Origin of the sequence: Pseudomonas sp. PAMC 26793 (assembly GCF_000313235.1) — a bacterium.
GTDB classification, from domain to species: Bacteria; Pseudomonadota; Gammaproteobacteria; order Pseudomonadales; family Pseudomonadaceae; genus Aquipseudomonas; species Aquipseudomonas yamanorum.
Window position 1 is genome coordinate 156,865 of record NZ_AMXG01000017.1, and the last position, 26,492, is coordinate 183,356.

The following is a 26,492-nucleotide window of genomic DNA, read 5'->3' on the forward strand; positions in this document are numbered from 1 at the left end:
GAGCCTGCCTCCTCGCCACAGGGTGAGCGTTTAGCAGCTTTGCGGTGTCTCCCCACGCGCCAAACGCGCATTGATGTCTTCGATCACCGCCGGCAATTCGACGATGGTGTCGATCAGGTAATGCGGCCGAGAGCCCTCGAACATCTGTGTAATACGCGCGCGCTCCAGCGCCAGCTCAGCAGCGGGCAGTGCCTTGTATTGCTCGTAGGTCAAACCCAGTGCATTGCCCGAACAGGTCAATGCGACCGTCCACATGCCTGCGCTGCGGCCCTCCAGAATCCCCGGCCAGGTGTCGTCGACCTTCACGCACGCGGCCACGTCGCTGATGCCCAAGGCAATCACGTTGGCCAACGCCTGCGCCGGATGCGGACGCCCGTTGGGCACTTCGTCGGTCGCCACCACGTGGTCGGCGACGTAGCCATTCTGCCGCGCCAGCTCGACCACCTTGGCCATCACCACCGCCGGGTAGCCGGAGCAGGAGCCGATCTTCAAACCCTGTTCGCGCAGGTTTTTGATCGCCTCAAGAGCCCCGGGAATAACCGCCGAATGCAGCGCAATTTTCTCGATCTGCAACGGCATGAAGCGTTCATACAGTGCGGTGACATCCTCATCGGTTGGCAAGCGATCAAACACCGCCCGATAACGCTCGGCAATCTGCGGCTGGTTGCACAGGGTGCGGATGTGATCCCACTTGCCCATGCCCATCGGGCCGCGCGCTTCCTCCAGGGAAACGGCGACGCCGAACTCGCCGAACGCCTCGACAAAAATCTGCGTGGGGGCGAAGGAGCCGAAGTCGACGACGGTGCCGGCCCAATCCAGGACCACGGCTTGCAGCTTGGACGGTTGTTGGTAGTGCATGGCAAGTCTCCATTTTCAGGTGTGAGCAGGCCGTCCCTCTGTCGAAGAAGAGGTAAGCGCCTGGTGAGGGTTTAAACGGGTAAGGCGATCAGGTCACCGGGATCGGGCTGGCCTCGAACAACTCCGCGATCATCGGTCGGTTGCGCCGAATCCCCAGGCAACACAGGTGGTAGTCGATGAAAAACGGGTGGTCGACGAAGGTAATCGGCGTGGTGCCCGGGGTTTCGGCGTATTCCACGGCGGACACAAAACCGATGCCGATGCCTTTGGTGATTGCGTGCACGATGGCTTCGCGACTGTTCAACTGCATCACGCAGTTCACGGCGACGCCCTGGCGCTTGCAGCTTTCTTCCACCAGTTGCCGGGTGCGGGAGCTTTTCTCGCGCATCACCCACTTTTCGCGGCTGATCTGTTCCACGTGCACCTCTTTCTGTTGGGCCCATGGATGGTCATCGCGTACCACTGCAATGATCGGATAGCGCCGGTAAAGCTGGGTATCGAAGCGTTGGTCGAACTCCGAAAGGGCCAGGATCGCCACGTCGATATCGAAGTTGAAGAGCCGGTCCAGGGTTTCCTTTTCCGGGGAAAACGAGGTTTCCAGTTCGATGTCCGGGTGGCGCTGCATCAGCTCGTAGGTCAGGTTCATCGCGATCGGCGGCGACACCGCACCCAGGCGCAGCAGCCCGGTCTTGCGCTGCTTGAAACTCTGCAACAGTTGCATGGCTTCATCCTCCTGGCCGAACAGCCCCTGGGTGATTCCATAGAGGGCGTGCCCGGCCGCGCTCATCTCGATAAACCGCCCGCGACGGTGGAACAGCTCCACCGAGAACTGCTTCTCCAGCCCATTGACCTGCTCGCTGACGGTCGGCTGGCCGACGCTCAGGTACTCGGCCGCGAGGGTGAAACTGCCGGTCTTCGCCACCGCATGAAACGAGCGCAGCCACTTGTGGTACTGGTACATAAAGAGTCCTGTTCCTGAGGTCCGCCGGGCCGGTCATCAACGTCGGATAAACAACGCCACCGCCGCGCTGCACAGGCAGGCCGAGGTCACGACGATGAAGATCAGTGAGGTGTTGCCGGTACTGTCGAGCATACTGCCGATCAGCGGTTCCGCCAGGCCGGCGAACAGATAGGATGAGAAGTTCATCACGCCCGTGGCCGTACCCGCACGCTTGGCTCCCACCAGGTCCGGGCACAGCGCCCAGAAACTCGACGCCGGACCGTATACAAAGAACCCGCAGAGGAACAACGCCACCAGGCCGATTGCGCTGTGGGGCGGCAGGCTCCACATCCACAGGCTGGTGGCGGCGCCGAGGAACATGTAGAGCATGATCGCCAGGTAGCGTTTGGAGCCGAACAGCTTGTCCGAGACCCAGCCATTGCTCAGGGCGCCGATGGCCATGCCCACCGGCAGGGCCACGGTGATCCACTTGGGGTCGATCATGCTGTCACCGCTTTTCCAGTTGGCGCCCAGGAAGTGCACCGGCACCCAGACGATCAGGCCGTAGCGGGCGGCATTCTGGAAGCCCAGGGAGATGGCAGCGATGATCAGCCGCGGATTTTTCAGCACGGCCTTGTAGCGTTGCGCCGAGGTTTCGACTTCGCCGTGGGCCACTTCATGATTCTTGTCTTCGGCGTTGGCCACGCCGGTATCGGCCAGGGGCTCGAAGCCCAGGTCCTGAGGCCGTTCCCGGGCCACCAGGTAGAAAATGATGCCGCCCGCCAACATCAGCAGCACCGGCAGGCGGAAGATCCAGCGCCATTCCAGTTGGAACACTTCCAGCACCACGATGGAGGTGACGTACAACAGGACCGAGGCGCATCCGGCGGCGAACACATAAAAGCCATACACCTTGCCGCGTTCGCCAGCGCTCCACCAATTGGAAATCAGCCGGCTGCCGGGCGCCCAACCGAGGGCCTGGAAGTAACCGTTGATGCCCCACGGCAGGATCAATCCGGCAAAGCCGCTGGCGAAACTGGTGACCCAGTTGGCCCCGCAGGACAGCACCGCGCCGAGGGTCATGATGCGGCGCCCGCCGAACTTGTCGGCGAGGTTGCCGTTGATGGCCTGGCCAATCGCGTAGGCCCAGAGCATCGCGGCCGAGGCCCAGCCGAGGGTTTCCTTGGTCAGGCCGAACTCGGCCTGGATCCCGGGGATGGCAAAACCAAAGGTCTGGCGGCCGGTGTAGAAAAACAGATAACAAAACATCGCTGCCAACAGCATGCGCCACTGGGTAAAGCGGAACGATGAAGTACGGACGGCAGGAACAGGCAGCACGTGTGCACGATTCATGATGTTTTCCTTATTGTTATTCGCCCCGGCGACCGCAGCCGCCGGGGGCACTCTTGATAGGTGCAACAGGAAACGACCGAACTACGATGAGTCTAGGCCGCTTGCGCGCCGATGAAATTCTTGCCGCGCGCGCCTTGCAGGGCGAAGCGGATCATCGCCTCGGCCTCGCTGGCATTCACGCCGTAGTCGGCAAACTCGGTCTTCACGTCCAGGCTGTGGAGGAAGTCGCGCAATTGCGCCTGGGCCTGGAGCAGGTCGGTGCCGAATATGCGTTGCAGGGTGCGGTCACGCGCGGCGTCGTGCCCCCATGCCAGGCCCAGCACCAGCGGCAAGGTGAAGGAACAGGCGATGCCGTGGGGCAGGCCGTGGTGCAGGGTCATCTCATAGGAGATGGAGTGGGCGAGGGCGGTCTTGGTGTTGGAAAAGGCCAGGCCAGCTTTCAATGCCGCCAGCGCCATCCGTGAGCGCAGCTCCTGGTTGCCGAGGTCGCGCCGCAAGCGGGGCAGGCATTCCAGGATGTCTTCGATGGCGGAGACGGCGAAGGTGTCCGAGATCGGATTGGCGTTGATATTCCAGATCGATTCCAGCGCATGGGACAAGGCATCCAACCCGGTGGACACCGTGACTCCGGCCGGCACCGTCAACATCAACTGCGGGTCAATGATCGCCACTTTTGGCCAGGTACAGTCCAGGTGCAGCGAATACTTCTTGAGGCTGGCGGAATCCCAGATGGTCGCCCATGGCGTGACTTCGCTGCCGGTGCCGGCGGTGGTCGGTGCGGCAATCAATTGCTTGTGACGCGCCGGTACGAAAGGTTTTCCAGTGGACAGCAACGCCAGCAGCTCGTCGAAGTCCCCCGACTCGGTGCCGACGATCAACGCTTTGGCGGTATCAATGGCACTGCCCCCGCCGACGGCGACCACCACCTGGCAGTCACCGGCCTGCTGCCAGAAGCGCTCGTAGGTGTCGCGCAGTTGGGCCACGTCGGGGTTGGGCTGCACGTCTTCGATCACGTACACCAGGCGGTCACCCAGCAGGGCCTGGATGCGGTCGACCAGACCGAGCTCGCGGGCTTCGGGGAAGGTGACAAGGGCGACGCTCTGGCCTTCGGTGAGGGTGGCGAGTGCTTGCAGGCAGCCCCAGCCGAAGCGGGTGTCTACCGGGTTGTGGAAGCGGGCAGTCATGGCGGGTTCCTGGTTTTTGTTATTGGAAGTGCCGCCATAGTCGGGGAGGGTGAAGTGGACCTCAAATCGATAGATTGGGGGGATGGATTGGCTGGGCCGATAGTAAAGCCCAGCCGCCAAGTGCTTTCAGCGAACGTTCCGGAACAACATCAAGCGCGCACTCTCATGCAGCCCCCGAGTCAGTCCCTGCAAGCGCTGAAACTCTTCCGGGTATTCCTGGGCTACATCTTCTCTTGGTGTTTGCGACGCCAGGTCATGCAGGGTAGGCGAGCTGCCGTCGTGTTCCATTTGCAGCAGGAAGTCTTTAGTCACGCCACCGATCAGCGGGAAGGTGCCCTCGCGCAATACCAGCGGCACCACCCGCTCGCCTTCCGGCGCAGGCTGCTGGATGTCGCGGCCCATCGCGCCATTGCGGAACGCAATGCCCGCCATGCCGGCGACGGTCGGCAGCAGGTCTGCCAGGCCGACGGCTTCTTCGATCACTCGGGGTTGCAGGCCGGGCGCGTGGATCATCATCGGCACGTTGTTGCTTTCCAGGCCAAGCTGCTCGAATGCCGGCGCCATGTGTGGGATCTGGCTGATGCGGGTGTTGTGGTCGCCAAAGAACACGAAGATGGTGTTGTCGTAGTAACCGCCGGCCTTGGCGATTTCCATCAGGCGGCCGATGTTGAAGTCCAGCAGGCGTACGGCGTTGTATTGCTCGACGCTGCGACTGCCTGCGGCCTGGACTTGCTCCACGGTCAGGTCGTGCACCTTGAAGCCATCGTTGGTCTTGGGGATGGTGAACGGGCGGTGGTTGCCGGAGGTTTGCAGGTAGGCGAAGAACGGCTGGTCCTTGGGGATGGCGCGCAGCAGTTCATCGCCTTCCTTGAACAGGTCCAGGTCGGAAATGCCCCACACATCCACCCGTGGCGAGCGCCAATGGCTTTCGTCATAGAGCTTCACGCTGTCGATGCTCTGGCGGATCAGCGCGTTGATATTCGCCCAGCCGGCATTGCCGCCGATCATGTAGAGCTTCTGATAATCCTCGAACGCATTGATCACGGTGTGTTGCCGGGTGATCAGCGGGTTGCGGGTTGCCGTCTCCTGGCGGGTGACGTCGGGTACGCCGGTGATGCTCGCCCACACGGTTTTGGCGGTGCCGGTGACGGGCACGTAGAAGTGTTTGAAGAACCAGCTTTCCTTCGCCAGTTTGTCGAGGTTCGGCGTGGGGTTCAGCGGGTTTCCATAGGCGCCCACAGCGCTGGTACCGAGAGATTCGAGCATCACGAAAATCACGTTCGGCGGGCGCTCGCCCTTGAGCCGATAAGGTTGCACGGCTTGTTCGCGGACGAAGCTCAATTGCTCGGGATCGGGTTGGCTGACCCCCAGATAACGCGCAACTTCCGGGTAATGCTCGCGCACCCGCGCCTCGTCGAATTGCGACTGGCCGACCTTGAGGGTGTCGTATAAAAACAGCACCGGATTAAGGCCTACGGCAGCGATCTGGTTGTTGCCGGAAAAGAACGCATCGCTCCAGCGCAGGGGCACCGGGTTTTCGAGATTGAGGTTGGCGACGCGGCCGAGCAGTGCCAGCAACACCGCGATCACGCCAACGGTGGCCACGGATGCAATGGTCAGCTTGCCGATGGGTTTTCGTTCGTCATCCAGGGTGATGCGTTCAAGGCGAACCAGGGCGTAGGTCCACAGGCCGACTGCGGTAAGCCAGCTGAAGGTTATCCACAGCACCGGGTAGGTTTCCCACACCATCTGCTGGGAAATCTGCGCGTCTTCCAGATAACGCAGCACCGTGGCATTGATGCGCACGCCGAGGTAGGCGTAGTGGCCGAAGTCGATGATGTACACCAGCCCGACGATGCTCAGCGCCAGCAGCAGATAACCCCGTGCCAGCCAGCGCAGGGCGGGGACGGTCAGCAGGTTCCAGCGTGGCAGCCAGGCGAGCAGGGCCAGGGGCAGCAGGATCAGCACCGCCAGGCGCAGGTCGAAACGCAGGCCTATCCCGAAGGTTTCCAGCAGTGCAGTTTCCCTGAGATCGACCCCGGAAAATCCCAATACAAATACCAGCCGCAGTGCCGCCAGCAACGCAAATACCAAGCCGATCGCGCCCACGCCGTAGCGCAGGCGGCGCGAGTACAACCATCCCATCATTGACCTCTGTGCAGTTTTAAAAGAGGGCGCCAGGCAGCCATCGCCAGCATCCACAACCCGGCCACTAGGCAGTAGCCCGTCAGCAGTGGGTCGATCAGATAGTCCCAGTAGTTTTCCGAGGCCTTGAGCCGAAGCGCAAACGCCAGGGTGCCCGCCGCGAGCATCCACACCGCCAACGTATTACGTAGCCAGAGCATCAACAGCGCCGCCACGCCGATCAGCACAATCATCGGCCGAGGGTTGAAACCCCAGCGGTAGGGATCGAAATAGGTCAGGCCCATCGTCGCGGGGTACAGCACCAGGCTCAGGGCGCCAAACAGCAGCAACACCTGCACCTTCTGCGGGCGCTGGAGCGGCTGCACCACGCCCAGACGGCACAGGCTGACCCACGCCAACAACACCAGGGTGCTGATGGCCAGGTCGTCGGTGAAGCTGCGCACATACGCCGCCAGCGGCAGCTCGTTGACCGGGATAAAACTCACCACCACCAACACCGGCAGCAACCACGGCCGCCAGGGCGTCGTTACGCGCAGCAGGCTCAGCAATACAAAACCCAACAGCACAAAACTCAAATGCGCTTGCCATACAGAAACCATCACAGGCGCTCCGACAGCCAGGCTTCATTGAAGCTGACATGTTTGATAAAGGTGTTATTCCACGAGTACACCAGGTGGTACATGCCGTCCGGGCTGCGGCTGAAGTACGGGTACTCGTATTCGAAATCGCAGCCACGGGGCTTGCACACCCGGTAATCCAGGCTGCTGAGGAAACGTTGCTCCAGCGGCAGGCGCAGCGCACCGCTGGAGGCGCGGAAGCCTTCACCGATGATTTCCTTGTAGGCCTCGGGAGAGAACGGTTGGCCCAATGGGTCGGGGGATTGGTCCAGTTCCACCACGGTGCGCCACTGGTTGAGCTTGGCATCGGTGCCGTATAGGCTCAGTTTGAAGCGGCCGTCCTGCAGGTCGTTGAGGGCCACCAGCAAGCCGTCGCCTTCAGTGCTGACGGCTGCCAACGAGGAATTGGGGTTGGACGGCTCCAGTGGGTAGGGCTCGCTCCAGGTTTGGCCCGCGTCTTCGGTGCGGCTGGCGAGGACCTTGTGATAGGTCTCGCCGGCGTAACGCAGCATGGCGATGGCGCGCTGGCCGTCCTGGGGTACGATGGTCGGTTGCAGCGAATTCTTCCCGCGGCTGATCCGGAATTTGTCGACCACCGCACCGTCGGGGCTCAAGTACAGGTACTCGGCGAATTTGCCCATGAACTCGTGGTACACCGGCAGGCCGATGGAACCGTCGGCGTGGAATACCGGCGCGGCGCGCACCAGCGTGCTGATGTTGAAAAACGGTGAAGTGACCAATTGTCGAGGTGCAGACCAGTGGGTGCCGAGATCGTCCGAGACCATCACGTTGATCGCACTGGTGGCCCAGCCGCCTACCGATACCGAGACGTAGAACATCCACAGGCGATTGTCCGGCGCCAGGGCAATCACCGGGTTGCCCAGCTTGCGGATGTACCGCTGGGTGCCGTCGCGGGTGCTTTCCCGGGTGGCGAGTACTTGCTCCGGGCCCCATTCGGCGCTTTTGGCGTCAAAGCGCGCGGTGCGCACCTGCACATCGGCGGCGCCTTCGCGGGAGCCGGCAAACCATACGGCCATCAGGTCGCCGCCGGGCAGCGCAGTGACCGAGGAGGAGTGCACAAAGTCATTGAACTGCGAGGAGACAAAGCGGCTGCTGTATTGCGGGGTGGCCGCGGCTGGCGAGTTGTCCTTGGGGGCTTGAGCAAACGGTGCCAGCACGTGGGGCGGATGGCTTTGCCAGGCGGCGGCAAATACCGCTAACAGACTGCAGATCATTAGAAACGGGCGCATAGAGAACCTGTCGGGGAAAAGGATTACTGCGCACGATCATCCGGCAGGCGCCTCCTGCGGCCGGTGAGCATGGATAAAGGCAGGTTGTCCCGCACCTGGATACTTTCAAACACCGCCGCCAGCACATGCACGCCCACCAGGCCGGCCAATACATTGGCGGCGGTTTCGTGCAACAGCAGCGGCCAATCGGCGCCCCACAGGGCGTCGACTTCCTGCATCAAAAAGCCGCTGACACCGAGGGTCAGCAGCGCCAGCAACATCAGGATCATCACCAGCGCGCCGATGGGCGAATGGCCCAGGCGATGCTGTGGTCGGCGGTTGAGCAGTGAACGTACATGGCCCTTGAGCCGTTCCGGCGTTGGCCAGAAGTCCGACCAGCGTGCGCTGCGCGGTCCGACAAATCCCCACACCAACCGCACCAGCAACCATGCCATGGCGTAATAACCCAGCCATACATGCCAGTCGTCGCCTGCTTCGTTGAAGAAGTAATTGGCCACAAAGACGCCGGCGATGGAGAGGTGAAACACCCTCACCACCGGGTCCCAGAGGCGCAGGGAGTTGGCTGGCATCAGCCCTTGATCTCAGTCTTCACGGCCTTGCCGGTGACTGGATCGTGGTAGATCTCGACCTTGCGCTTGTCCTTGTCAAAGCCGTAGATCTCGTAGCAGTTGCCATCGGTGACCTTGAATTTGCTGATCTCGTAGCCTTGGGCTTTCAGTTGCTCCTGAAAAACCTTCTGGTCCTGCCATTGCGAGCGCTCGGCAGTGGTGCATTGCGGGCCGGCGATGGCCATGGGGCTGGCGATAATCAGCGACAGCAAGAGAATTTTACGCATGGAAACGCTCTCAGCAGATGTGGGAGATTTCACTGTGCTAAACCAACCTTAGCGAAAGCTTAGTTGGCAACGGCCCGTAACATCTTTCCCAAAATGGCCCCGGCCGTTACGCGGCATCATGCGGCCGTTTCCTAGAGAGAATCAGTTATGCGCCTGCTCCTTGTCGAAGATGATCGCGCCCTTGGCCAAGGGATCCGTGTAGCCCTGGGCGCCGAAGGCTACACCCTGGACTGGCTGCAGGATGGCGTCAGCGCCTTGCACGCGCTGCGCACCGAAAGCTTCGACTTGCTGCTGCTTGACCTGGGCTTGCCACGCCTCGACGGCCTGACCCTCCTGCAAACCCTGCGTGCCGAGCAATACGACCTGCCGGTGTTGATCCTCACCGCCCGCGACGGCACCGCCGAACGCATTGCCGGCCTGGATGCCGGCGCCGACGACTACCTGGTCAAACCCTTCGATGTCGAAGAATTCAAGGCCCGCGTGCGCGCTCTGTTGCGCCGCAGCCTGGGCCGGGCGCAGCCACTGCTGGAGCATGCGGGCGTGAGCCTGGACCCGGCGACCCAACAGGTCTGCTATCAAGGCGAGGATGTTGTGGTCACGCCGATGGAATACCAACTGCTTCATCAACTGATGGTGCGCCCCGGCAAAGTCGTCACCCGTGAACGTCTGTCCCGCGCGCTGTACGGCTGGCAGGACCGCGTCGAAAGCAACACCCTCGAAGTCCTTATCCACAACCTGCGCAAAAAACTCTCCACCGAACTGATCCGCACCGTGCGTGGCGTTGGCTACGTGGTGGAACTCAAGCCATGAACTCGGTCCGCGCGCGCATCCTCATCCCGGTGCTGGTGCTGATCCTGCTGGGTGATGGCCTGATCAGCTGGCTCGTCCTGCGGGACAGCCACCACGAAATCGAAGAAGTCTACGACGCCCAACTCGCCCAGAGTGCCCGCTTACTGCAAGGCGTACTGCGCCAGCGCGACCCTGGCGATGCCGACTGGGAACGCCTCTACCAGGCCTTCGACCAGGCCATGAGCCGCGTTGGCGAAGACGGCGCCGCGCACCCTTATGAAACCCGACTGACCTTCCAGGTATGGCGCGCCGACGGCCAACTGCTGGTGCGCTCCACCGACGCCCCGATCCTCAACACACCGCCCACCACCCTCGGGCCGCATGACCTGATGGAAAACGGCAACGACTGGTGCGCGTTCATGCTCGCCGACATGCAACAAGGCCTGCTGATCTGGGTGGGCGAACGCGACGACATTCGCCAGGACGTGATCCAGCGCATCATCCGCCACACCCTCTGGCCCATCCTGATTGGCGTGCCGCTGCTGGCACTATTGATCTGGCTGACCATCGGCTGGGGCCTCAAACCCCTGCGCGCCATGGCCCAGGCGATTCGCGGGCGAGATAGCGAGACATTGCGGCCGCTGCAACTTGAACCGTTGCCGGCGGACCTGGAACCGATGCAAACCGCGCTGAACCGCCTGCTGGTGCAGGTGGACGACTTGCTGGAGCGCGAGCGACGGTTTATTGCGGATGCGGCCCATGAGTTGCGCACGCCGTTGGCGATATTGCGCATTCATGCGCAGAACGCCCAGAGCGCCGGGACCGAGGAAGAGCGGCGAGAGGCATTGGACTTTCTGGTCAATGGCGTGGACCGCGCGACACGGATTGGCAGCCAGCTGCTGACCATGGCGCGGATCGAGCCGCAGTTGAACAACACCGTTCGCCTGCGTATTTCGTTGACGGAGTTGGTACGCGAAGAGCTTGCGGAACTGACGCCCCTGGCGATGGAGAAGGGCGTTGAACTGGTTCTGGAAGGGGATGAGGAAGGCTGGATTGAAACGGATCCGGTGGCGTTGGCGATTGCCTTGCAGAACCTGGTGACCAATGCGCTGAACTTTTCGCCAGCGGGGAGTGAAGTGCGGGTGGTGGTACGGCGTTCGGATTCGGGAGTGGTGCAGCTGTGTGTGGAGGATGCAGGGCCGGGGATTGATGAAGAGGAGATCGGGCGGTTGTTCGAGCGGTTTTATAGTCGCGGGAATGCGAATGGAGCGGGGTTGGGGCTGGCGATTGTGCAGATGATCGTGGGGAAGATTGGGGGGCGGTTGGAGTTGTATAACCGGGAGGTGGGTGGGTTGTGCGCGCGGTTGAGTTTTAGCGACGGGGCGGTTTGAAAAAGGCCGTCGTTGGAGGCACGGCGGTTACCGCAAGACTATGTTGCCGTGCTGAATAAATGCGGGTGCTCTGCCTGGAATGCTTTGGACGTCTTGTACTTCCAGCGATCTCCGCCCGGATCTTCATCCGATGAACTGACCTCGCCGAAATACCAATGCTCAGATTCAAACTGTTCTCCGTCCTCATCTTCGTGGACGAAGTGAAAACCCACCTCGTGGAGCCCAGGTGGGACGATCAGACCCCATTCATTAGCAAGGCTTCTGCAGGTAATACGGGTTTGGCGAAAATAGTCGTATTCGAAGGGCAGGGTAGAGCCGAGGTAACGGCTTTTATCGATGTAGACGCAGACTTCGCTTGAGAACATGTCGGGCACCAGAATGGCTGCTACGACCCAGCATTCAGGTGTTTCATCGGGCCGGGCTTGAATCAGGTTAGCGGCCGCGTTGATCAATTGCTGAGCGCAATGTGCCTGGATCGCCGGGGTTGTTTGCTTGCCTTCGACCAAGGTTTCTATGACGGGGATTTTGAAATTTTCAAATCCTCGCCTCACCGGGAAGTCTTCTAAAAACCAGTCTTCGAAACTGTCTGCCCATCGGCTGATTGCGCGCAGGCGCCTGGGGATGTTGCGGAGTTTTTTGTCTGACAGTGCAAGACGACGCATGAGCTATGACCTTCTTTTATTTCTAATGTTGAGATTGGTTTTACTCGTCACAGGCGAGGTAGAGCGACGCATTTTTTGGAAAAGCTTGTGAAGTGAGGTCTTCAATGTCTTTGATCTGTTTCGCTGTAAGCAGATAGTCGTAGACGCCGTCACTCTCTGTTTGCCAGCCCATGATGGGTCGCAAATCTTCAGCTTTCACGTTGAGGGGGATTTCAGCTGAGATGTTGTCGCTACCTGTGGGCACAACGTATATCAAGTGTTTCATGGCTCTACTCTTCTGAGGTCATCTGCGTCTTTGGTTCGTTCACCTGTTATCGGATCGAACTCGCCCAAATGCTTTCCACGATGGTTATATTTCTCGACTTTTCCTCGTTCGAAGTCCCATTCATAAATGTAGCTATTTCCTTCTTTCCAACGGGGTCTGAGTCCTCCCCCGCCCTTTATTCCTGTTTTGGGAGGTGCACGAACAGCATCGGGGAATGCGGGCAAAAATTTTGGTTTTGGGTGGTACATATGATCACCCGGTCGAACGCTTACAACCACATACAGCGGCCGAACCCCCGACTCCACCGGGAACACCAGAATGAAGTCCCGATACTCCGGCGGATAAATCGGGTTCACCAGAATCTGTTTGGCCGCCTCCGTCGGCGGATAAATCCACATCACCGGCGCTTGTGGCGCAGCCTCCAATGCCGGTATGCCAAGGGTGTCGCCAGGATCAATGGCCGGCGTCCAAATCAGCTCAACGCCCTCGCCAAGATCAGCCACGAACTGACTGTCACGACTCTGAAACTGCACCACATCGATCATCTGCCAATCGGCATTTTTTCCGGTATAAAACCCATACCCCTTGAGCGTCCCGTCGGCTTGTTGCTCGATGTGCAAACGCATCCGCGAGCGAGCTTTTTGCAGGTGACGGAGCTGCTCTTCGCTATAAAGCGCACTGTCGCCAAGCTCCGACGGCCATGCCAGCGCCACCAGCCCTGCAAGCAAACCCCCAGCGGCGGTACCGACCGCCGCAGCCGCTGACTCCAATGCCGCTGTGCGCAGTACAAGCTGGCCAAGCCCCATGGGCAGGGCGCTACCGCTGATTTTTCGGAGGGATACACCGCCGTGGCTATCCACCTCCCGTCCGCCTAACAGCGTGAAGTGGCCGTAGTCCTTGATCAGCTCAAGCGGCACATAACCGGTGGGATTGTTGTAGCTGATGATCCCGTCGGGCAACTGGCACGACTTGGCGAACACATGGCCTGGAATCCTCGTGGGTTCAGGCGATGGCGGGGAGGGCGCTTCATACAAATCAATAAACGGTGAATACGGAATCTGCGTAGGCTGCGGAGTCAGAATTCGCCGCTTCAGTTGCTCTTCTTCGGTAATCGGATACGCGCGCTCTGTCATCACGACTCACTTCCTTGTGCAAGGAAGCGAGCCTATGAGAGCTGAGAAGAGCCTGAAATTCTCGTTGTTCGATGGTGGTCGTAGGAAAGGTCATTTTATCAATCGCTACATTGAACCAAGCACGCTTACTCTCCCTGATCGCGCTGTATCTCCGCGCCCAATTGCGAGGCTTTATTACGTAACTCGTCCAATCGCTCGTTCAACTCTTTGTATCCTGGCTTCCAGGAAAAGACGCCGTCTACGCGGCTTTGGCCAAGAATGAGGTCATTGAACGAGCCCATCCCACCGTATGCGGAGCGTAGATAGGTGATTCCGGAGTAATCGGATGCCTGCAATAAGGTTTTGGCCTTACGCATCCATCGGCTCCAGTGGTTGTCCCCGTCGCTTTCCAGCAGGATGGCAAGTTCCTCAAGAACATCAATTAGCTCTGCGGTTTTCGGACCCATAGTGGGAAATCCTTAAAACGGAGGTTTCGTAACGGGTCAAAGCACATGCCTTGAAATCACCCTCGATATCTCAACAATCGACGTCTTCCCCGTAAACTCAAACTTCACTTTCCCCACTGCCGAAAAGTAAATCTCCAGTTCCGAATCCAGGTCAAACGTACCGGACGTTTCCACCGAATACGCGACGATGTTTTTGTACGGCAGGGAGGTGAAGTCTTTCTTGCTGCCGGTAATGCCTTGCACGTTCACCGCGATGATGCGCTTGGTGGTGAACACCACCCCATCGCGCATGGCCTTGTAGGAATCGATGACCTGCTCATCATCCAGCAGCAATGACGAAACGCGTTCTGCGTATTCGTTGTTCTGTTTGAGTTTGAAGAAGCCTTTGTTGTTGAAGTCGATCATGTGCCTTTCCTTGGGTAAATGGTGCGGTAAACGCCTATGCCGGTGTATGACGTTTTGCTCGCGGATCTGTATCTAACGGCCTTCCTTTTATCGCCCTACCATGGCGCCAACAACCCGCCGGCCATTACAAAATTTTACGTCGTCAAGGAGCCTTACCATGCCAGAACTCTCCAGCCTGCTTGCCTACGGCCTGATTTCGCTCGGCATGGTGCTGACGCCCGGCCCGAACATGATTTACCTTATTTCGCGGTCGATCTGCCAGGGCCGAATGGCCGGGCTGATTTCCCTGGGCGGCGTTGCTTTGGGGTTTGTCGTCTATATGTTCTGCGCGGCATTGGGCATCACGGCGCTGGTGATGGCGGTTCCCTATGCCTACGACGCGCTGCGACTCGGCGGGGCGTTGTACCTGGTGTACCTGGCTTGGCAAGCGGTTAAACCGGGTGGCCGATCGCCGTTCCAGGTGCGGGACTTACCCAAGGACAGCCCGCGCAAGCTGTTCATGATGGGCTTTGTCACCAACCTGCTGAATCCCAAAGTGGCGGTGATGTATTTGTCGTTGCTGCCTCAGTTTATCGACCCTAACGGCCACGCCAGTGTGCTCTCGCAATCCCTGGTTCTGGGCTTTACGCAGATCATGATCAGCGTGAGCGTCAACGCGCTGATCGCCGTTATGGCTGGCTCGATTGCAGGATTTTTCATCCGTAAACCCGTCTGGCAAACCGTGCAGCGCTGGTTGATGGGCTCGGTGCTGATGGGCCTGGCCGTACGCATGGCGGTAGAAGGGCGGCGGTAACTCGCGCGTTACAGGATGGCTTTCAGGTAATCCTTGAGTGCGTTGAGCGGAGCATCGAGTGCTTGGAGTGTCGTTGCTTGGCGCACATCCACCTCGAGCCGTTGCAGCTCGCGGCCCATCACGGTGTTTGCACCGCCCAGGGATTCGAGGGCCAATGCCAGGCACTCTTCGATTTTTTGCTGGATGGCGTTGAGATCGCCCTTGCGCACCAGCAAGCCAAACACTTCCCGCTCATAGCCGTCCATGACCAGGTCATCCCGAAGAATCGGGCTCGCGCCTTCGGTCTCATGCACCAGCTTGAGCGCAAAAAGCGCAACAGCTTCCAGCGTCAGTTCCATGGTCAAGGTTCCTCTTCTCTCGCGTTCGCCCGCCCATCATCACTTTCCTGCAGGCGAAAAAAAAGACCTTGAATTTCAAGGTCTTTTTTTAAGATGGTGCCCGAGGGAGACTCGTGCGTTCTATATAATTCGTGCCTTGTAGAGGAATTATACGTTCAGGGATACAAGTAGGGATACAGATCGTGAGCGATTGGAGTCCATACATCCCTCGATTTTCTTTTCATGCCTAGTTTCCGTAGGCGCCATAGTGATGTCCAGCGGATTTCAATCGTTTGATATCTAGAAGCGGGTGACCGTAAAGAAAGCTCGGAGAAACTTCGTCCTTCGCTTTATCCGGACGTGAGTGTTCGTGCATAGGGAAAAATGGTACTTCCGGATGATGCGGGGCCGAATCCGCACGATAGCAGTGCTTCTTTTTACCAGGCTCAAATAGCATGTAGGCATAATCTGAAAGTGAGTTGATGCGCAAAAGCCAGTGCCAGCCAGACGGGAGCGACACCCGTAGCTGCCACCCATTCTCACGTTTTACAGCTGGAATCACCTCGCCGCCTAATTCTTCAGCTGCCAGAGAATGAATGACTGGAATTAGTTCATCCGGAATCGCTTCCAGCTTCTGTACGGATGGCCAATCCCAAGAAAGATTGAATAGAGATGCGAGGAAACTGAAAGCAGATGGATGCGATTTGGCTTCAGCTAGGTGTTCAGAGCAAACCGGAAGCTGGATCATTACCGCGACGACGTTCTTCCCTATCGTCGTTGCAGCGAAGCAAGAGGCTTTTTGCCCACATACAACACATCCATTTCCTTTCGCAAAAATGAATGCCTTCTCCACCCCAGTGTTCCTTAGCCTCCCCGACACGAACTCAGTTGGTAGGTCCATGACCTGTTGCTTATCTTTGTACCAGCTATCAAAAATGTGGCGGCTCGTGGGAGAGTCGAGAATCTCGTAAAGAGCCTCCTCATTCTTCAGCTCAATCCAGCCCGACTTGCTGAGTGGCCTTTGCTCTACCGTAGAGCCGCTCAATCGGTACGTCCTGATATACCCGCAGTCCAGGTTTGCGTCGAACACCGCTACACCTTCTTGTTTTGCTTTGATCCAGTAGCATTTGCTTGAACGCGTGACCAGTTTTTTCCAATGCGAGCTATTACGGGTGCTGAGCTCCAGCACGAAAGGTATACGCTTCTCGATATTGTCCATGCTCTTGAAGGAGTGACTGCACACCATGGCGTCTATGACTCCTCCAGTAATCTCATCTTCGGAGAGGCACTCCAGCGCGCTATCGATATTCAGCAGCTTGATCATTTTCGAGCTGTAACTCATTTTTTCATTCCTTGATAACTAGAACAGGCGGGGGCCCCTGGCGCATTCTTGAAGGTACGGGGCATGAAACCCGCGGGATCGTGGTAGCGGCAGCCGTACCAGCTTACTGAAATTTCAACGTTGAAATTGAAAGGATCTTGAAGAGAAACGGGCATCCTTACCGGATCTGTAACGGTCATGGGTTTCGTTCAGGATAGTGAGCGATTGTCCTGGTCAACTCGGTCAACCAGTCAACTAACTTTGGAGCCCTGCCACTAACGAGATCCGGCGGGTTCTTTGCCCCGTATCTAGAATAATTCTCCAGGGTCCCTACCATCGAACCAGAGCCAAGAGCATGACCCACCTCGCTTCGCTGAAGGAGCAATACCGTAGGGGCTAGGGGGCTACCCTAATAAAACCGTGTTACCGGTGTTACGCGTGTTACATAAGTATATAAATATATGATTTTAATAGATTTATATGGCGTTACACAGCCAGGGTTGGTATGCCGATATGCGTGTTACATGGAGAAAAGGTGTTACATCAATTAATGCCTTGGCAGGAGCTGTTTGTGATGATTGCAGCGGGTGCCATCGACCTAGGGGCTTCGTTTAGAAGGGCCGCTACCGGGCAAAAGCGGATCGCCGGCGCGGTTCTGGTTTAGCCTGATAGTCAAGGCTCACAGCATGCGACTGCATATCTAAAGTCACTCTGGCTTATTGCTTACACCTATATCTCTATAGGCCCCCTCTCATTTTCCGTGAACACCAGATACACCGAGCAGGCCGGGGCTATCTCCGGCCTTTTTGTTGCCGTACTATGTCAGGATTGATGGTTAATCGACATTCAGAGTGAGATATGCCCAAGGCGATTGTTATCGAAGATGAACAGCTTGAGCATGCTGTGAGAGTCGCCAAGGTGAGCAGCCCAGAGAACGGCAGTCGTGACGCTGCGCTGCTGCTTACCTGCTTCGGCACCGGCATGACAGTGACGGAGATTTGCCGCTTGCGCGTGAGCGACTACCTCACCGAGTCAGGTGCTGTGCTGATCGACTCCCAGGTGCGAGCGGAGATTGCCTACAACCATCGTTCTAGGCCGTTGTGCTGGACCAGCAAGAAGTTGACCAATGCCATAGACGCGCACCTTGCAGAACGCCTTACACGCGGTCATGGCGTTTCAACCAGGGTGATGGCTTTTCGTGGTCTTGAACCAGAGTCGCCGTTGTTTGTGTCCGGTCGCACAGGCGAAGGGTTAAAGATCAGCGCGCAGCGGCGCGACGGCAAAACGTACTACAGCGCGAACCAGCTCAGCCGACTCTATACACGCCTGTTCGGCCTCGCGGGGATCGAGGGGGCCAGCGCACAGTCAGGTCGTCGGACGCTTGCGGTCAAGCTCAAGCGTCGTGGCATCGACTTGCGGCACATCAGCGAAATACTTGGGATTGAGAGCCTTGAGGCAGTGAAGAAACTGTGTGCGGGCGATCCGGTGCGGCTTGGCGATATTGTGCGGAGAATTATTTAATGGGCACCAGAATGACACCCGATCAATTCAAGGCAGAGTTTTGGCGCATGGGCTGGACTGGTTACGTGCATTTAATGCACCTCTGAGGGTTGCAAGTGATCGAATCTACTTCGTACGCCAAGGGCGACCTACGCCGCATGCTGCTAGTGCTTGGGGCCATCGATGCGATGTCGAATGCCACATTGGTGGGAATCGCTGCCAAGACAGGTTTGGACAAAAAAACTGCATCCAATCTAATCCGGGTTGCAGCTGAGCAGGCACACGTTCAAATCCAAAAATGCGGATCAAGTTACGCCATTACAGACTGGGGGCCGGTGATCAAAAGAAACGGAGCCAAAATGGCATTGACAGGTGCGTTAAACGCACCCAATATGGTGATATCGCTCATCACTGGAGATTCACAAATGGCAAAATACAAGGTTGATCATTTTTCGAGTCAAATCAGAAATAATGAACGCGGTGCAGAAAATATTTACCTTCTTTGTAAGCTCGAAAACTCTGCTGGCAACTCGAAAGTCCGCGAGTATCGTGTAAGTCCAGACGTTAGGCATCCGGATCTTTCGTCCTTGGAAGATATGATTTCCACCGGATTCAATCATGCAAAAGCTACCCGGACCAACGTAGAAATTACCGAGTATAAAGAAAGGTTGTACCTGTTCTTCAAGCTCCCTGGTGTCAACGACGGTGAGCAATTTCAGGTCACTGGCGAACGGCTCTGACTTTGAAAACTCGGTATAGCTGTACTCAAGGAACGTCCGAAAACATGGCTTGGCAAGGAGGGGCTAGGAAAAATCGCTGCACCACCAAGCCCCGCTAGTCGGGGCTAAGCCCGTAGGAGAGGCGCGGTTTTCGCGTCCGCGAAATGACCACGGGTAAGACCGATGAGCGCGTTGAGCAGCTATAAGAGTCAGATCCATCTGATGCGGCAGATACACGAAGCTAGTTACTACATCAGCAAAGCAGAAGAGCTAGGCCATCCTCATCTTTGGACCTCGTACCCCCCCATCCTCGAGTTTTTAGGCCACTTCAAAAGTGCGGTCAACTCGTATGCCAAATGCTTTATAGGCGCTGGGAAGGGACGCCGAAAGCTAGACGCTTCTTCGGTATTTAAATCTGAGCCCATCTACTTGGATCAGCACTGCAAAATCATTGACTTGCGCCATACCTATGTCGCCCATAATGACGAAAACGCGTTTGAGACGGTGACAGTTCGCGAAGAGGATGGACCAGGAGAGCTTGCGCTGTACCTGCAGTATGCAATCTCCTTTCCTTTTGACCGCCTTTACGAACTGCGCAAGTTGATCCGGCTAGTTGAACTTCACATTGTTGATCGTCAGAAGGCCCATCTAGCCGCGGTTGAGCGTGAGGTAGGTAAGCCTGTACGAGTCATCGAAGGGAACGCAGACACTGCGTACTGATACCTAGGAAAAACGGATATGAACAGCTTTGGCCCACTTGCCATTTTCGCCATAGGAGTAGCGGCTTTTTACCTCTACCGTTCTCAGAAGCGGAAGGTAGATTACGAGTCTGTATGTGAGGTAAGCCAAGCCTTGAGTAGCTTGGCTGATAAAGCTGGGGCGTACCGGAGTGAAAAGGCACACCCGCACGAAGTGATGGCCGCAGCCATCCGTGAGGCTCAGGCAGCAGTTATTGCTAAGCGCACGTTCGACTCGGATTACTCAAGCCATATTCAACGCCAATTGCTCAGGTCATTCGCCCCGGACCTTCTTGAGTCTATTGGTATTTTTCGTGGCACGGCGAGGTTTAGTAGGTGTTACTCAGGCCTGGCTGCGCTCGCTGGAGACTTCGAGCGCCTTCAATCAAAAAAAAATCAAAATGGTAGCGTGCTGACCTAATTTAGTGATTCCCAACAAACACACCTGAATCCACGGAAAACGCCCAGGAACGCCCAAGCCCAGCCATGCGCTGGGCCGAGGCCGTAGAGGACACCGCATCGGCGTCCACCTATTCAAACAGACCAATCGAAGGATCAGCATTATGGAAAATCTGAATTCACCAGAGCATGTGCAGTACTTGCTAGAGGCGACCGTCGCAGAGATCGGAGAGGCTAAAACTGCGTTAGACGCTGAAAAGGCGGCTTCGCATATGAAGGGTTATATCTCAGCACTGCGTTACAGCAATTTGATTGATCATGCGCTGTTGAAGCCATCGGATGAGGTGTTGGATAGGGCACTCATTGACTGGCGTCGGAATAACGACAACCTGATTTCCAAGCTGGATGATGCCGGCGACAAAGGCAACGAGTAATCACGGAAAACGCTACACCCTCAAGCCCATACAGGTGCTTATAACACACACTACGAAGAAGGATACGCACCATGGAATTCCCCGGCCCCGGCGCCGCTGACCTGACCCTAACTTACACTTCCAACGGCGTCGAAACTTCTGCCGCCTATACAGGTATTACTGTGACTCTGTTTTACAACGAGCCGCACCGTGAATGGACGGTGATGTTCGACGACCCGACCAACCAGATTCCGCTCGACGGCCTGATCCGAGCCGCCGTCAACCTTCCCGATGGCCGCCGGCTTGAAGGCGTCGCACAGCGCCCGGCCATCTTGGGCGCTTGTTTCAGCCTGATTGAGGACTAAAGAGAAAAACCTATGACCGATACAACCATTCCGCTGCCGCTCGATCGACTTAGTACTTCTGAGGCTATCCAGTTGGCCCCGGCCATGACTCAGTTGCGTGCCTTGCGGCTGCCCGAGCCGTTCGACTACTTCGCCGCGACCTATCTGGTACAGCTTGTTCAAGTGAGCACCGACTACGAGCTCGGTCACTTTGAAGGGCAAGGACTTGGCTTTGCTATGGGCTTGCACCTGGCAAAAGTGATTACAGAAGAAGAGTGCGGCCAGCTGCGTCTTGTGTTCAAAGACGCAGCTGATCGTCGTCGATAACCAATCAACGGAAAACGCCCAGGAACGCCCAAGCCCAGCCCATGCTGGGCAGCGGCAGTAGAGGGGCACGGTAATCGTGCCCAGGATCGAGCAGGAAAACGCTGCGATGAAGGGATCGATCAAAGATGTTTAGCATTTACGCTGTGTACTTCGTTTTGGCCTGTTTTGCGGCTTTCCTTGCTTACGAGGCAGGGCAATCGCGAGGCTCAAAGATGGTGAAGAAGCGAATCCTGAAAGCACTGGAGCAGCACGAGGTTGATGTGTCTCATGGATACACCGAGGGCTACTCGGGCCTTGGTCTTGCACGGATCATCAGGAACATCATCAGCTAAGGGAAAATATGAGTTCGTTAGCGATAGTGGTCGGTTTGTGGGGGCATTCCTGCCTCCCACACCTAGAGGCATGCGGTGAAGACGTGAAACAAGCAGATTTTTACGGTGTATATGCAATCGAGAACTGCGAAACAGCCAGTGCTGTGTTGACCGAAAAAGCGCAACACTTGGCGTTAGAGGGAGAGTCGGTGATGTTCTACTGCAGGCCAGAATCTAAACCCGAACGTTGAGGGGAAACAAGCTCTGCTTTGATTGCATCAATGGTGAGTGTCTCAAACTTGGTGTTTTTGTTTGCTCTTGCATTGAGCTTTTTCATGCCAGCTATGACGGCAATTATCCCGCTCAAGTGAAGCTTCCGGGCCTTTAGGTAAACAGGCATCTGAGCATTGTTCTGTGGTGGTTTATTCATGGTTAGACCGATGATACGCCCGGAGCAACCTGCCTTCGCAAGTTGCTTCGGGGAGGGTTTAGGTTAGGCTGCCAACAGGTCAATAAGGCTGTGCTGGCGCGAGCGATCTACGAGTTCTCGCCAAGTCCAGCTTCCAAAGTGCTCACCCTGTTCCGGGATATCCAGCTTCATCAGTGCAACAGGGTCACGACTAATCAAATTGCGTGCAGCCCACAGCTTGCCGCCGGTCTCCAGCAGTGCTTTCGCAGCCTCGTTCCACTGTTCTTCCAGCACAGTGTTCGCCAGGTGAGCCGCGTTATTCTCGATCTTGGCGCGTTCTTTTTGTGCCTCGGTGATATGCAGATCAATCGTTACCAGCTCCTGCTCCAGCGCCGCGATGAGCAACTGTTGGCGGCGGTGATGCTCAACCGCAGCTGTGAGGTTTTTTGCTGCCTTTTGAGCTTCGGCGTTAGCAGCTTTCTCGCCCTCCACATCGCCCCACGCGACAGCCTGTGCATAGGCTGTCGCTGCGTCCGTTTCAGCTTGTCGAGCCTTTGTCATGTCTTCCTGAGCGCTCTGGCGGACTTGTTGCAACCTGGTCTCGATGCTGCTGCGCTTTTCGTTAAGCTCCATCTCGTCGGCTTTCCAGTTCGCCATGCCGCTGATGTAGCCCGCAGCCAAGCTCTCACGGTTCGCCAGTGCCTCAAGGCGATCAATCTTTTGATTCAGGTGATAGATCTCAAGACCTCGCGAGTCGATTCGCCTTTTGTGATCGTTGATTTCATCCTGCACTGCTCGTTGACTGCCCTGTTGGATAACCTCTGGGCTTTCCAGCGCTTCTTCGAAGTGCGCCAGGTCTCGCTGAATGCTCTCCATTTCGAGGGTCAGTGTGTCGCGGCGGTCTTTCAGTTCTTGGATAGTGTTCATCTGTATTGTCTCTGGGTACTGCGGTTAATAGGGATGGTTGTCGAATGGCTGGCGAGGCCGGGATTGGGCCTGAGCTACCTCGATCAGTAGGCATGCCATCAGGCGGCCTTGGCCTCGCATTCATCCGTTCCAGGAACTGTCTTCACCACATAGCAGCGTTGAGGTCCTAATCCAGGCAGGCGAATCAAGCTGTACGCCTTTCCGTCGCTTCCCGGCTCAAGCACGCCTCGTTGCAGCAGCTCCTTGTTCACGGCACTGATGTTCATGCCCTTGAAGATTTCGGCCCTCCAGGCTTCAGGCAGCACGTAGTAGGTGTTGGTGGTGTGCAAGGCGTCGCCCGTGCCGTGCTCAAGCGTCTTGCGAAAGCCCAGCCGATCAATCGTGCGAGGGCCGTGCTCATCGATCTTGGCGGCGGCAGATTCCCAGCGGGTGAAGCGGCTTTCTCCAAATCGCTCAATGACCTGGCGCAGCCGCGCCAAGATCGCATCACCCTCGAAGTTACCGGCGCCGCCACGTTCGGCCAGCCACGCGTGCAAACACACCCGTGCGGCGGTCGTGGCTGTGCCATCGGGCCAGCCGGTGACGCCGAACGCGGTCGCCAACTCTCCGGCCGCTGCTGCGAGGCCAAAGCGAAGGGCGGCACGCTGGGCCTGACCACTGGCCGAGGCGGGCAGGTTTTGGGTAATGAACTGCTCCACCGTGCGGCGAACGATCACCGACCACCTGAGCATTTCTCCAGGCGCGCACAGCGCGTGCAGGAAGGCGGTGAGGGGTGTGCCGTAGTATTTGGCTACACGGGCCTTGAGCGCATCGGAGAGGGCAGCAGCATCCTCAAAACCGTTCAGCACATCGAACATGCCGAGGCCTTTGCTGGCATCCGCAGGCACGGCGAGCATGCGAACCTCCATGCCCGCTTTCAGCTCCTTGTTTGCGTCCGCCATGTGTTGCGCCAACGTCTTCTCGCCTGTCGATAGAAACAGCAAGCGCCACTCCTGCACCTGTCGGCCCGCTTGCCCTCGATCATTCGCCCGGGCCTTACCAGTGCCGTTACCGAGCATGTAGACCGTTTCACCAATAATGCGCGGGTCGCACATGCCGATTTCATCCAGCACCAGGAGACCGTCTGAATGTGCTGCGGCGATGGACTCCAGGGCGTTATCTGTCGAGCGCCACGAACGCACCAGGCGCGGCCCGCCATAAACCGAGGCAGCGACTTGCAGGTGAGTGGTCTTGCCGCCGGAACTGTCGCCGTACAGGTGGAAGCCGCCCGACTCATGCCCCAGCAGGTTCAGCAGGGGGCCTGCAAACGCCACAGAGACGACAAACGCCAAGCGGTGGTTGCCAACGCACAGTGCGCCGATTTGCTGTTGCCATTGCTCAAGGGAGCCCGCTTCGCTTATCGGTGGTAGCTGCGTACCGGCCTCATAAAAGTGCAGGTGTTCGGCGTGCGAGCCGATTTGCTGTTCTGGCAAAAGGAAGGCGTTATCGTGCCAGCCCAGGCGCGTTACCAAACGTGCGCGCTGGGCGCTATCGAAGCCGCCGAGGTAACTCTGCAGGTCGTTGCGGGCATTGCGTCCTGATCGACTTCCAGCAAGGCGCAGCCCCATGTCTACCAGTGGACCGAGTACATCCTTGCCGAAGTCACCGGTCATGGTTCGGGCCGGAATGTTCCAGCGCTTTTTGGCGCCGTCCGGGTCATCGAACTCGACCAACAAACCCCAGTTGTGGCCCTTGTCGTCGCGAGTGCGAGCGATGATTTCGAGAGGCGAGCACACGGGGCGCGCCTCGCCATCATCGCCGGAGTAAAACACCCCTTCTGGCGTCAGGCGAAAGCCGCCCGGCAACAGGTCGGTTTTCGATTTGGCAGGACGTTTGGTGGGTGCCTTGGCCTTCGGTTGTTGAGGCTTAGTGGGTTCACTGACAGTGCCGAAGAACTCGCCGTTGCGCACCAGCTCGGCCACGTGGCCAGCGGTCCAGCCTTTGGTTAACGCATCCGCTGCATCGTCGCCGTCCGCCCATTTTCCACTCTTGATGAGCGTAGGTTTTCCGCCTTTGCTACTGGGCTTCAGCTTGAACACGTCGAGCGCAATTCGTTGGACTGACGCGGCGCCCAGCTCAATCAACTTAAGCTCAACGGCGTCCATGCAGGTCTTGCCGCTGGCATCGTTATCCGGCCACAGCACCACCGTGCGCCCTTTGAGTGGCGTCAGGTCGGCCTTGTGCCAAGAGTTGGAGCCGTTCGGCCAGCACGTGGCTACATGTTCGTGCATCAGTTCAGCGGCGGCGTCAGCAGCCTTTTCGCCTTCACACAACACCACAGGCGCATCGGCACGTTGTGCCAGCTCATCCAGGCGCAGCAATGGCCGTGGTTCCGGCAATCCTTGCCAGCGCCATTGTGTGGTTTGCCCATCGGAGCGCTTGCACCAAGTCAACGGTGCGAAGACCTTTCGCGGCTTGCCGTCTTCATCGGGGCCGAGGTCGAAGCGATACAGCGCCATGACTGGCTGGCCCTGCGTATCGCGATAGATCCACACCTTGGACGGAATACCGTGTTGCCGGTGTTTGGTTGGGCACTTGTTCATGGCCTCGACTGGGATTGGCTGAATCGCGATCCACTCAGGCACTGCGCTTTTCGTCGGTGGGCTTTTGGTGGTTGCAGATCCTGCGGAAACGCTGAGCAGATCTGCCAGTTTTTTACAGGCCTCAACGTCCGTGCCCCCGTCGATGTAGCGCACTAGGTCGATCAGGTCGCCGCCCTTATCGCCGGTGGCAAAATCCGCCCATGTGCCTTTGCTCAAGTTGACCTTGAGTGAGCCTGCGCGTTTGTCTGTGCGCGTCGGGTTCGGTGCTGTGTATTCCTTGCCGCCGTCGACACGTTTGCCGTTTGGCAGCCAGTGAGTAAGGACGCGGTCGATATTCTTCAAAGCGGCGCTTTTTACGTCGGCAAAGCTCGGACGTTTTGAGGTGTTGCCGGTGCGCTGAGTCATGGTGCGGTCCTCGACTCAAGCAACGCCTCGTTCACGTCGTCGATCAGCGCCTTGGCCATCTCGCCGAGGTAGAATGCAGGCCAACTAAAGCGCTCGCCCGCATCGCTGATGGCCGCGTCGAGGATCAGTTGATTAGAGTGATGCAGAATCTGGGAGACGGCTTCAAGTGCGTCCTCTAGCGGGATACCGGCATTCACCCGAAACAGGTTTTGGCCGTTACCGTTGGCAGGGGAAAACGCGGAGTGTCCAAGCGTGCTGGAGTGGGTCACAGCACACCGCCTTTCTGGCCCATCGGCACAGAGGAGGCATCACCGTACATGGTGAGTGTTTTGATCAAACCCAAGGTGCCGCGCACGTCCCAAATAACGGACGACAGCACGCGGTTGGAAAGCAGGGGTTTATCGCCGTCTAAGTGATCTTCCAACAGCATGAGAACTGAATCGGCACGGTCGAGCGCACAGGTGATGGCGTCGATAGGCAGACCGGCTTCGGCGTCTTGGCTGACGCAGTGTAGGTCCTCGGGTAGTGCAAGGCCTGGGAGCATGCTCATTGGGCACCCCCTGCGGCTTCGAGGGCACGAGCCTTGGACCATATGGGCGTTGTAACGGGAGAGACGTGTAGCGAGGCTGGAGTTGGCGTGTAAAGCGGCGAGAGCCATTGCTCGATGAGCGGCGGCGCGAATTTTGGATGGATTGAGGGCGTGCATCTGATGAAG

31 protein-coding genes are annotated in these 26,492 nt (G+C 57.8%); 10 read left to right on the top strand and 21 right to left on the bottom strand.

Annotated elements, in window-relative coordinates; genetic code table 11:
- Nucleotides 1–30: 30 nt before the first annotated feature.
- From phnX to D109_RS0105940, 9 genes are all read right to left on the bottom strand, one after another.
- On the bottom strand, nt 31–858 hold the full coding sequence (gene phnX, locus D109_RS0105900; RefSeq protein ID WP_017476112.1) for a phosphonoacetaldehyde hydrolase: 828 nt from the start codon (nt 856–858) through the stop codon (nt 31–33).
- 88 nt (nt 859–946) lie between these two features.
- Nucleotides 947–1,819 carry a LysR substrate-binding domain-containing protein gene (locus tag D109_RS0105905; protein ID WP_017476113.1) on the bottom strand — a complete coding sequence of 291 codons (873 nt, stop codon included), beginning with the start codon at nt 1,817–1,819 and terminating at the stop codon, nt 947–949.
- A 36-nt stretch (nt 1,820–1,855) separates the two neighbouring features.
- Nucleotides 1,856–3,151 (bottom strand): MFS transporter, encoded by a 1,296-nt coding sequence (locus tag D109_RS0105910; RefSeq protein WP_017476114.1) that lies wholly within the window; start codon nt 3,149–3,151, stop codon nt 1,856–1,858.
- Nucleotides 3,152–3,243: 92 nt separating this feature from the next.
- On the bottom strand, nt 3,244–4,335 hold the full coding sequence (gene psrA / locus D109_RS0105915; RefSeq protein ID WP_017476115.1) for an iron-containing alcohol dehydrogenase PsrA: 1,092 nt from the start codon (nt 4,333–4,335) through the stop codon (nt 3,244–3,246).
- Nucleotides 4,336–4,461: 126 nt separating this feature from the next.
- On the bottom strand, nt 4,462–6,480 hold the full coding sequence (locus D109_RS0105920) for an LTA synthase family protein (RefSeq protein ID WP_026077804.1): 2,019 nt from the start codon (nt 6,478–6,480) through the stop codon (nt 4,462–4,464).
- The gene (locus tag D109_RS0105925) at nt 6,480–7,079 is read right to left on the bottom strand and encodes a hypothetical protein (protein ID WP_017476117.1); all 600 of its coding nucleotides are present in this window, start codon (nt 7,077–7,079) and stop codon (nt 6,480–6,482) included. The genes D109_RS0105920 and D109_RS0105925 overlap by 1 nt, the downstream gene beginning before the upstream one ends.
- Nucleotides 7,079–8,347 (bottom strand): exo-alpha-sialidase, encoded by a 1,269-nt coding sequence (locus tag D109_RS0105930; RefSeq protein WP_026077805.1) that lies wholly within the window; start codon nt 8,345–8,347, stop codon nt 7,079–7,081. The genes D109_RS0105925 and D109_RS0105930 overlap by 1 nt, the downstream gene beginning before the upstream one ends.
- A gap of 23 nt (nt 8,348–8,370) precedes the next feature.
- Nucleotides 8,371–8,916 (bottom strand): cytochrome b/b6 domain-containing protein, encoded by a 546-nt coding sequence (locus D109_RS0105935; protein WP_017476119.1) that lies wholly within the window; start codon nt 8,914–8,916, stop codon nt 8,371–8,373.
- Nucleotides 8,916–9,182 carry a PepSY domain-containing protein gene (locus D109_RS0105940; RefSeq protein ID WP_017476120.1) on the bottom strand — a complete coding sequence of 89 codons (267 nt, stop codon included), beginning with the start codon at nt 9,180–9,182 and terminating at the stop codon, nt 8,916–8,918. The genes D109_RS0105935 and D109_RS0105940 overlap by 1 nt, the downstream gene beginning before the upstream one ends.
- A 147-nt stretch (nt 9,183–9,329) precedes the next feature.
- On the opposite strand from D109_RS0105940, the gene D109_RS0105945 reads away from it, so the two are divergent.
- The gene (locus tag D109_RS0105945; RefSeq protein ID WP_017476121.1) at nt 9,330–9,992 is read left to right on the top strand and encodes a response regulator; all 663 of its coding nucleotides are present in this window, start codon (nt 9,330–9,332) and stop codon (nt 9,990–9,992) included.
- Nucleotides 9,989–11,362 (top strand): sensor histidine kinase, encoded by a 1,374-nt coding sequence (locus D109_RS0105950; RefSeq protein ID WP_017476122.1) that lies wholly within the window; start codon nt 9,989–9,991, stop codon nt 11,360–11,362. The genes D109_RS0105945 and D109_RS0105950 overlap by 4 nt, the downstream gene beginning before the upstream one ends.
- A 38-nt stretch (nt 11,363–11,400) precedes the next feature.
- Here D109_RS0105950 and D109_RS0105955 read toward each other — a convergent pair whose 3' ends face one another.
- The 5 genes from D109_RS0105955 to D109_RS0105975 all read right to left on the bottom strand — a co-directional run bounded on the left by D109_RS0105955 (nt 11,401) and on the right by D109_RS0105975 (nt 14,273).
- On the bottom strand, nt 11,401–12,024 hold the full coding sequence (locus D109_RS0105955; RefSeq protein WP_017476123.1) for a DUF3916 domain-containing protein: 624 nt from the start codon (nt 12,022–12,024) through the stop codon (nt 11,401–11,403).
- 40 nt (nt 12,025–12,064) lie between these two features.
- Nucleotides 12,065–12,289: a hypothetical protein gene (locus tag D109_RS0105960; RefSeq protein ID WP_017476124.1), complete on the bottom strand. Its 225-nt coding sequence runs from the start codon at nt 12,287–12,289 to the stop codon at nt 12,065–12,067.
- Nucleotides 12,286–13,422, bottom strand: a complete 1,137-nt coding sequence (locus tag D109_RS0105965; protein ID WP_017476125.1) for a colicin E3/pyocin S6 family cytotoxin — start codon at nt 13,420–13,422, stop codon at nt 12,286–12,288. Before D109_RS0105965 ends, D109_RS0105960 begins: the two co-directional genes overlap by 4 nt.
- 125 nt (nt 13,423–13,547) lie before the next feature.
- Complete coding sequence (locus tag D109_RS0105970; RefSeq protein ID WP_017476126.1) at nt 13,548–13,868, bottom strand: hypothetical protein; 321 nt, start codon at nt 13,866–13,868, stop codon at nt 13,548–13,550.
- A gap of 36 nt (nt 13,869–13,904) precedes the next feature.
- The gene (locus tag D109_RS0105975) at nt 13,905–14,273 is read right to left on the bottom strand and encodes a PH domain-containing protein (protein WP_003210321.1); all 369 of its coding nucleotides are present in this window, start codon (nt 14,271–14,273) and stop codon (nt 13,905–13,907) included.
- Between the two features lie 157 nt (nt 14,274–14,430).
- On the opposite strand from D109_RS0105975, the gene D109_RS0105980 reads away from it, so the two are divergent.
- On the top strand, nt 14,431–15,066 hold the full coding sequence (locus D109_RS0105980; RefSeq protein ID WP_017476127.1) for a LysE family translocator: 636 nt from the start codon (nt 14,431–14,433) through the stop codon (nt 15,064–15,066).
- An 8-nt stretch (nt 15,067–15,074) separates the two neighbouring features.
- On the opposite strand, the gene D109_RS0105985 is transcribed toward D109_RS0105980, so the two are convergent.
- Both D109_RS0105985 and D109_RS0105990 read right to left on the bottom strand, forming a co-directional pair.
- Nucleotides 15,075–15,404 (bottom strand): hypothetical protein, encoded by a 330-nt coding sequence (locus D109_RS0105985; RefSeq protein ID WP_017476128.1) that lies wholly within the window; start codon nt 15,402–15,404, stop codon nt 15,075–15,077.
- Nucleotides 15,405–15,630: 226 nt separating this feature from the next.
- The gene (locus tag D109_RS0105990; protein ID WP_017476129.1) at nt 15,631–16,725 is read right to left on the bottom strand and encodes a hypothetical protein; all 1,095 of its coding nucleotides are present in this window, start codon (nt 16,723–16,725) and stop codon (nt 15,631–15,633) included.
- Between the two features lie 837 nt (nt 16,726–17,562).
- On the opposite strand from D109_RS0105990, the gene D109_RS0106000 reads away from it, so the two are divergent.
- From D109_RS0106000 to D109_RS0106030, 7 genes are all read left to right on the top strand, one after another.
- The gene (locus tag D109_RS0106000) at nt 17,563–18,225 is read left to right on the top strand and encodes a tyrosine-type recombinase/integrase (protein WP_017476131.1); all 663 of its coding nucleotides are present in this window, start codon (nt 17,563–17,565) and stop codon (nt 18,223–18,225) included.
- Nucleotides 18,226–18,320: 95 nt separating this feature from the next.
- Nucleotides 18,321–18,944 (top strand): hypothetical protein, encoded by a 624-nt coding sequence (locus tag D109_RS1000000134720; RefSeq protein ID WP_218187373.1) that lies wholly within the window; start codon nt 18,321–18,323, stop codon nt 18,942–18,944.
- Nucleotides 18,945–19,106: 162 nt separating this feature from the next.
- Complete coding sequence (locus tag D109_RS0106010) at nt 19,107–19,643, top strand: hypothetical protein (RefSeq protein WP_017476133.1); 537 nt, start codon at nt 19,107–19,109, stop codon at nt 19,641–19,643.
- Between the two features lie 18 nt (nt 19,644–19,661).
- Nucleotides 19,662–20,081 (top strand): hypothetical protein, encoded by a 420-nt coding sequence (locus tag D109_RS0106015; protein ID WP_017476134.1) that lies wholly within the window; start codon nt 19,662–19,664, stop codon nt 20,079–20,081.
- A gap of 142 nt (nt 20,082–20,223) precedes the next feature.
- Entirely contained in the window at nt 20,224–20,493 is a 270-nt protein-coding gene (locus D109_RS1000000133835) for a hypothetical protein (protein ID WP_152416331.1), read from the top strand.
- A gap of 71 nt (nt 20,494–20,564) precedes the next feature.
- Nucleotides 20,565–20,837, top strand: a complete 273-nt coding sequence (locus D109_RS0106025; RefSeq protein WP_017476136.1) for a hypothetical protein — start codon at nt 20,565–20,567, stop codon at nt 20,835–20,837.
- A 12-nt stretch (nt 20,838–20,849) separates the two neighbouring features.
- Complete coding sequence (locus D109_RS0106030; protein WP_017476137.1) at nt 20,850–21,143, top strand: hypothetical protein; 294 nt, start codon at nt 20,850–20,852, stop codon at nt 21,141–21,143.
- Nucleotides 21,144–21,671: 528 nt separating this feature from the next.
- Here D109_RS0106030 and D109_RS01000000131735 read toward each other — a convergent pair.
- The 5 genes from D109_RS01000000131735 to D109_RS1000000135210 all read right to left on the bottom strand — a co-directional run bounded on the left by D109_RS01000000131735 (nt 21,672) and on the right by D109_RS1000000135210 (nt 26,327).
- Nucleotides 21,672–21,884 carry a hypothetical protein gene (locus D109_RS01000000131735; protein ID WP_256219478.1) on the bottom strand — a complete coding sequence of 71 codons (213 nt, stop codon included), beginning with the start codon at nt 21,882–21,884 and terminating at the stop codon, nt 21,672–21,674.
- 63 nt (nt 21,885–21,947) lie between these two features.
- On the bottom strand, nt 21,948–22,790 hold the full coding sequence (locus tag D109_RS0106045; RefSeq protein WP_017476140.1) for a hypothetical protein: 843 nt from the start codon (nt 22,788–22,790) through the stop codon (nt 21,948–21,950).
- A 98-nt stretch (nt 22,791–22,888) separates the two neighbouring features.
- Complete coding sequence (locus D109_RS0106050; protein ID WP_017476141.1) at nt 22,889–25,777, bottom strand: DUF927 domain-containing protein; 2,889 nt, start codon at nt 25,775–25,777, stop codon at nt 22,889–22,891.
- Entirely contained in the window at nt 25,774–26,046 is a 273-nt protein-coding gene (locus D109_RS0106055) for a DUF3077 domain-containing protein (protein WP_017476142.1), read from the bottom strand. The genes D109_RS0106050 and D109_RS0106055 overlap by 4 nt, the downstream gene beginning before the upstream one ends.
- Nucleotides 26,043–26,327: a hypothetical protein gene (locus D109_RS1000000135210; protein WP_026077806.1), complete on the bottom strand. Its 285-nt coding sequence runs from the start codon at nt 26,325–26,327 to the stop codon at nt 26,043–26,045. Before D109_RS1000000135210 ends, D109_RS0106055 begins: the two co-directional genes overlap by 4 nt.
- Between the last annotated feature and the right edge of the window lie 165 nt (nt 26,328–26,492).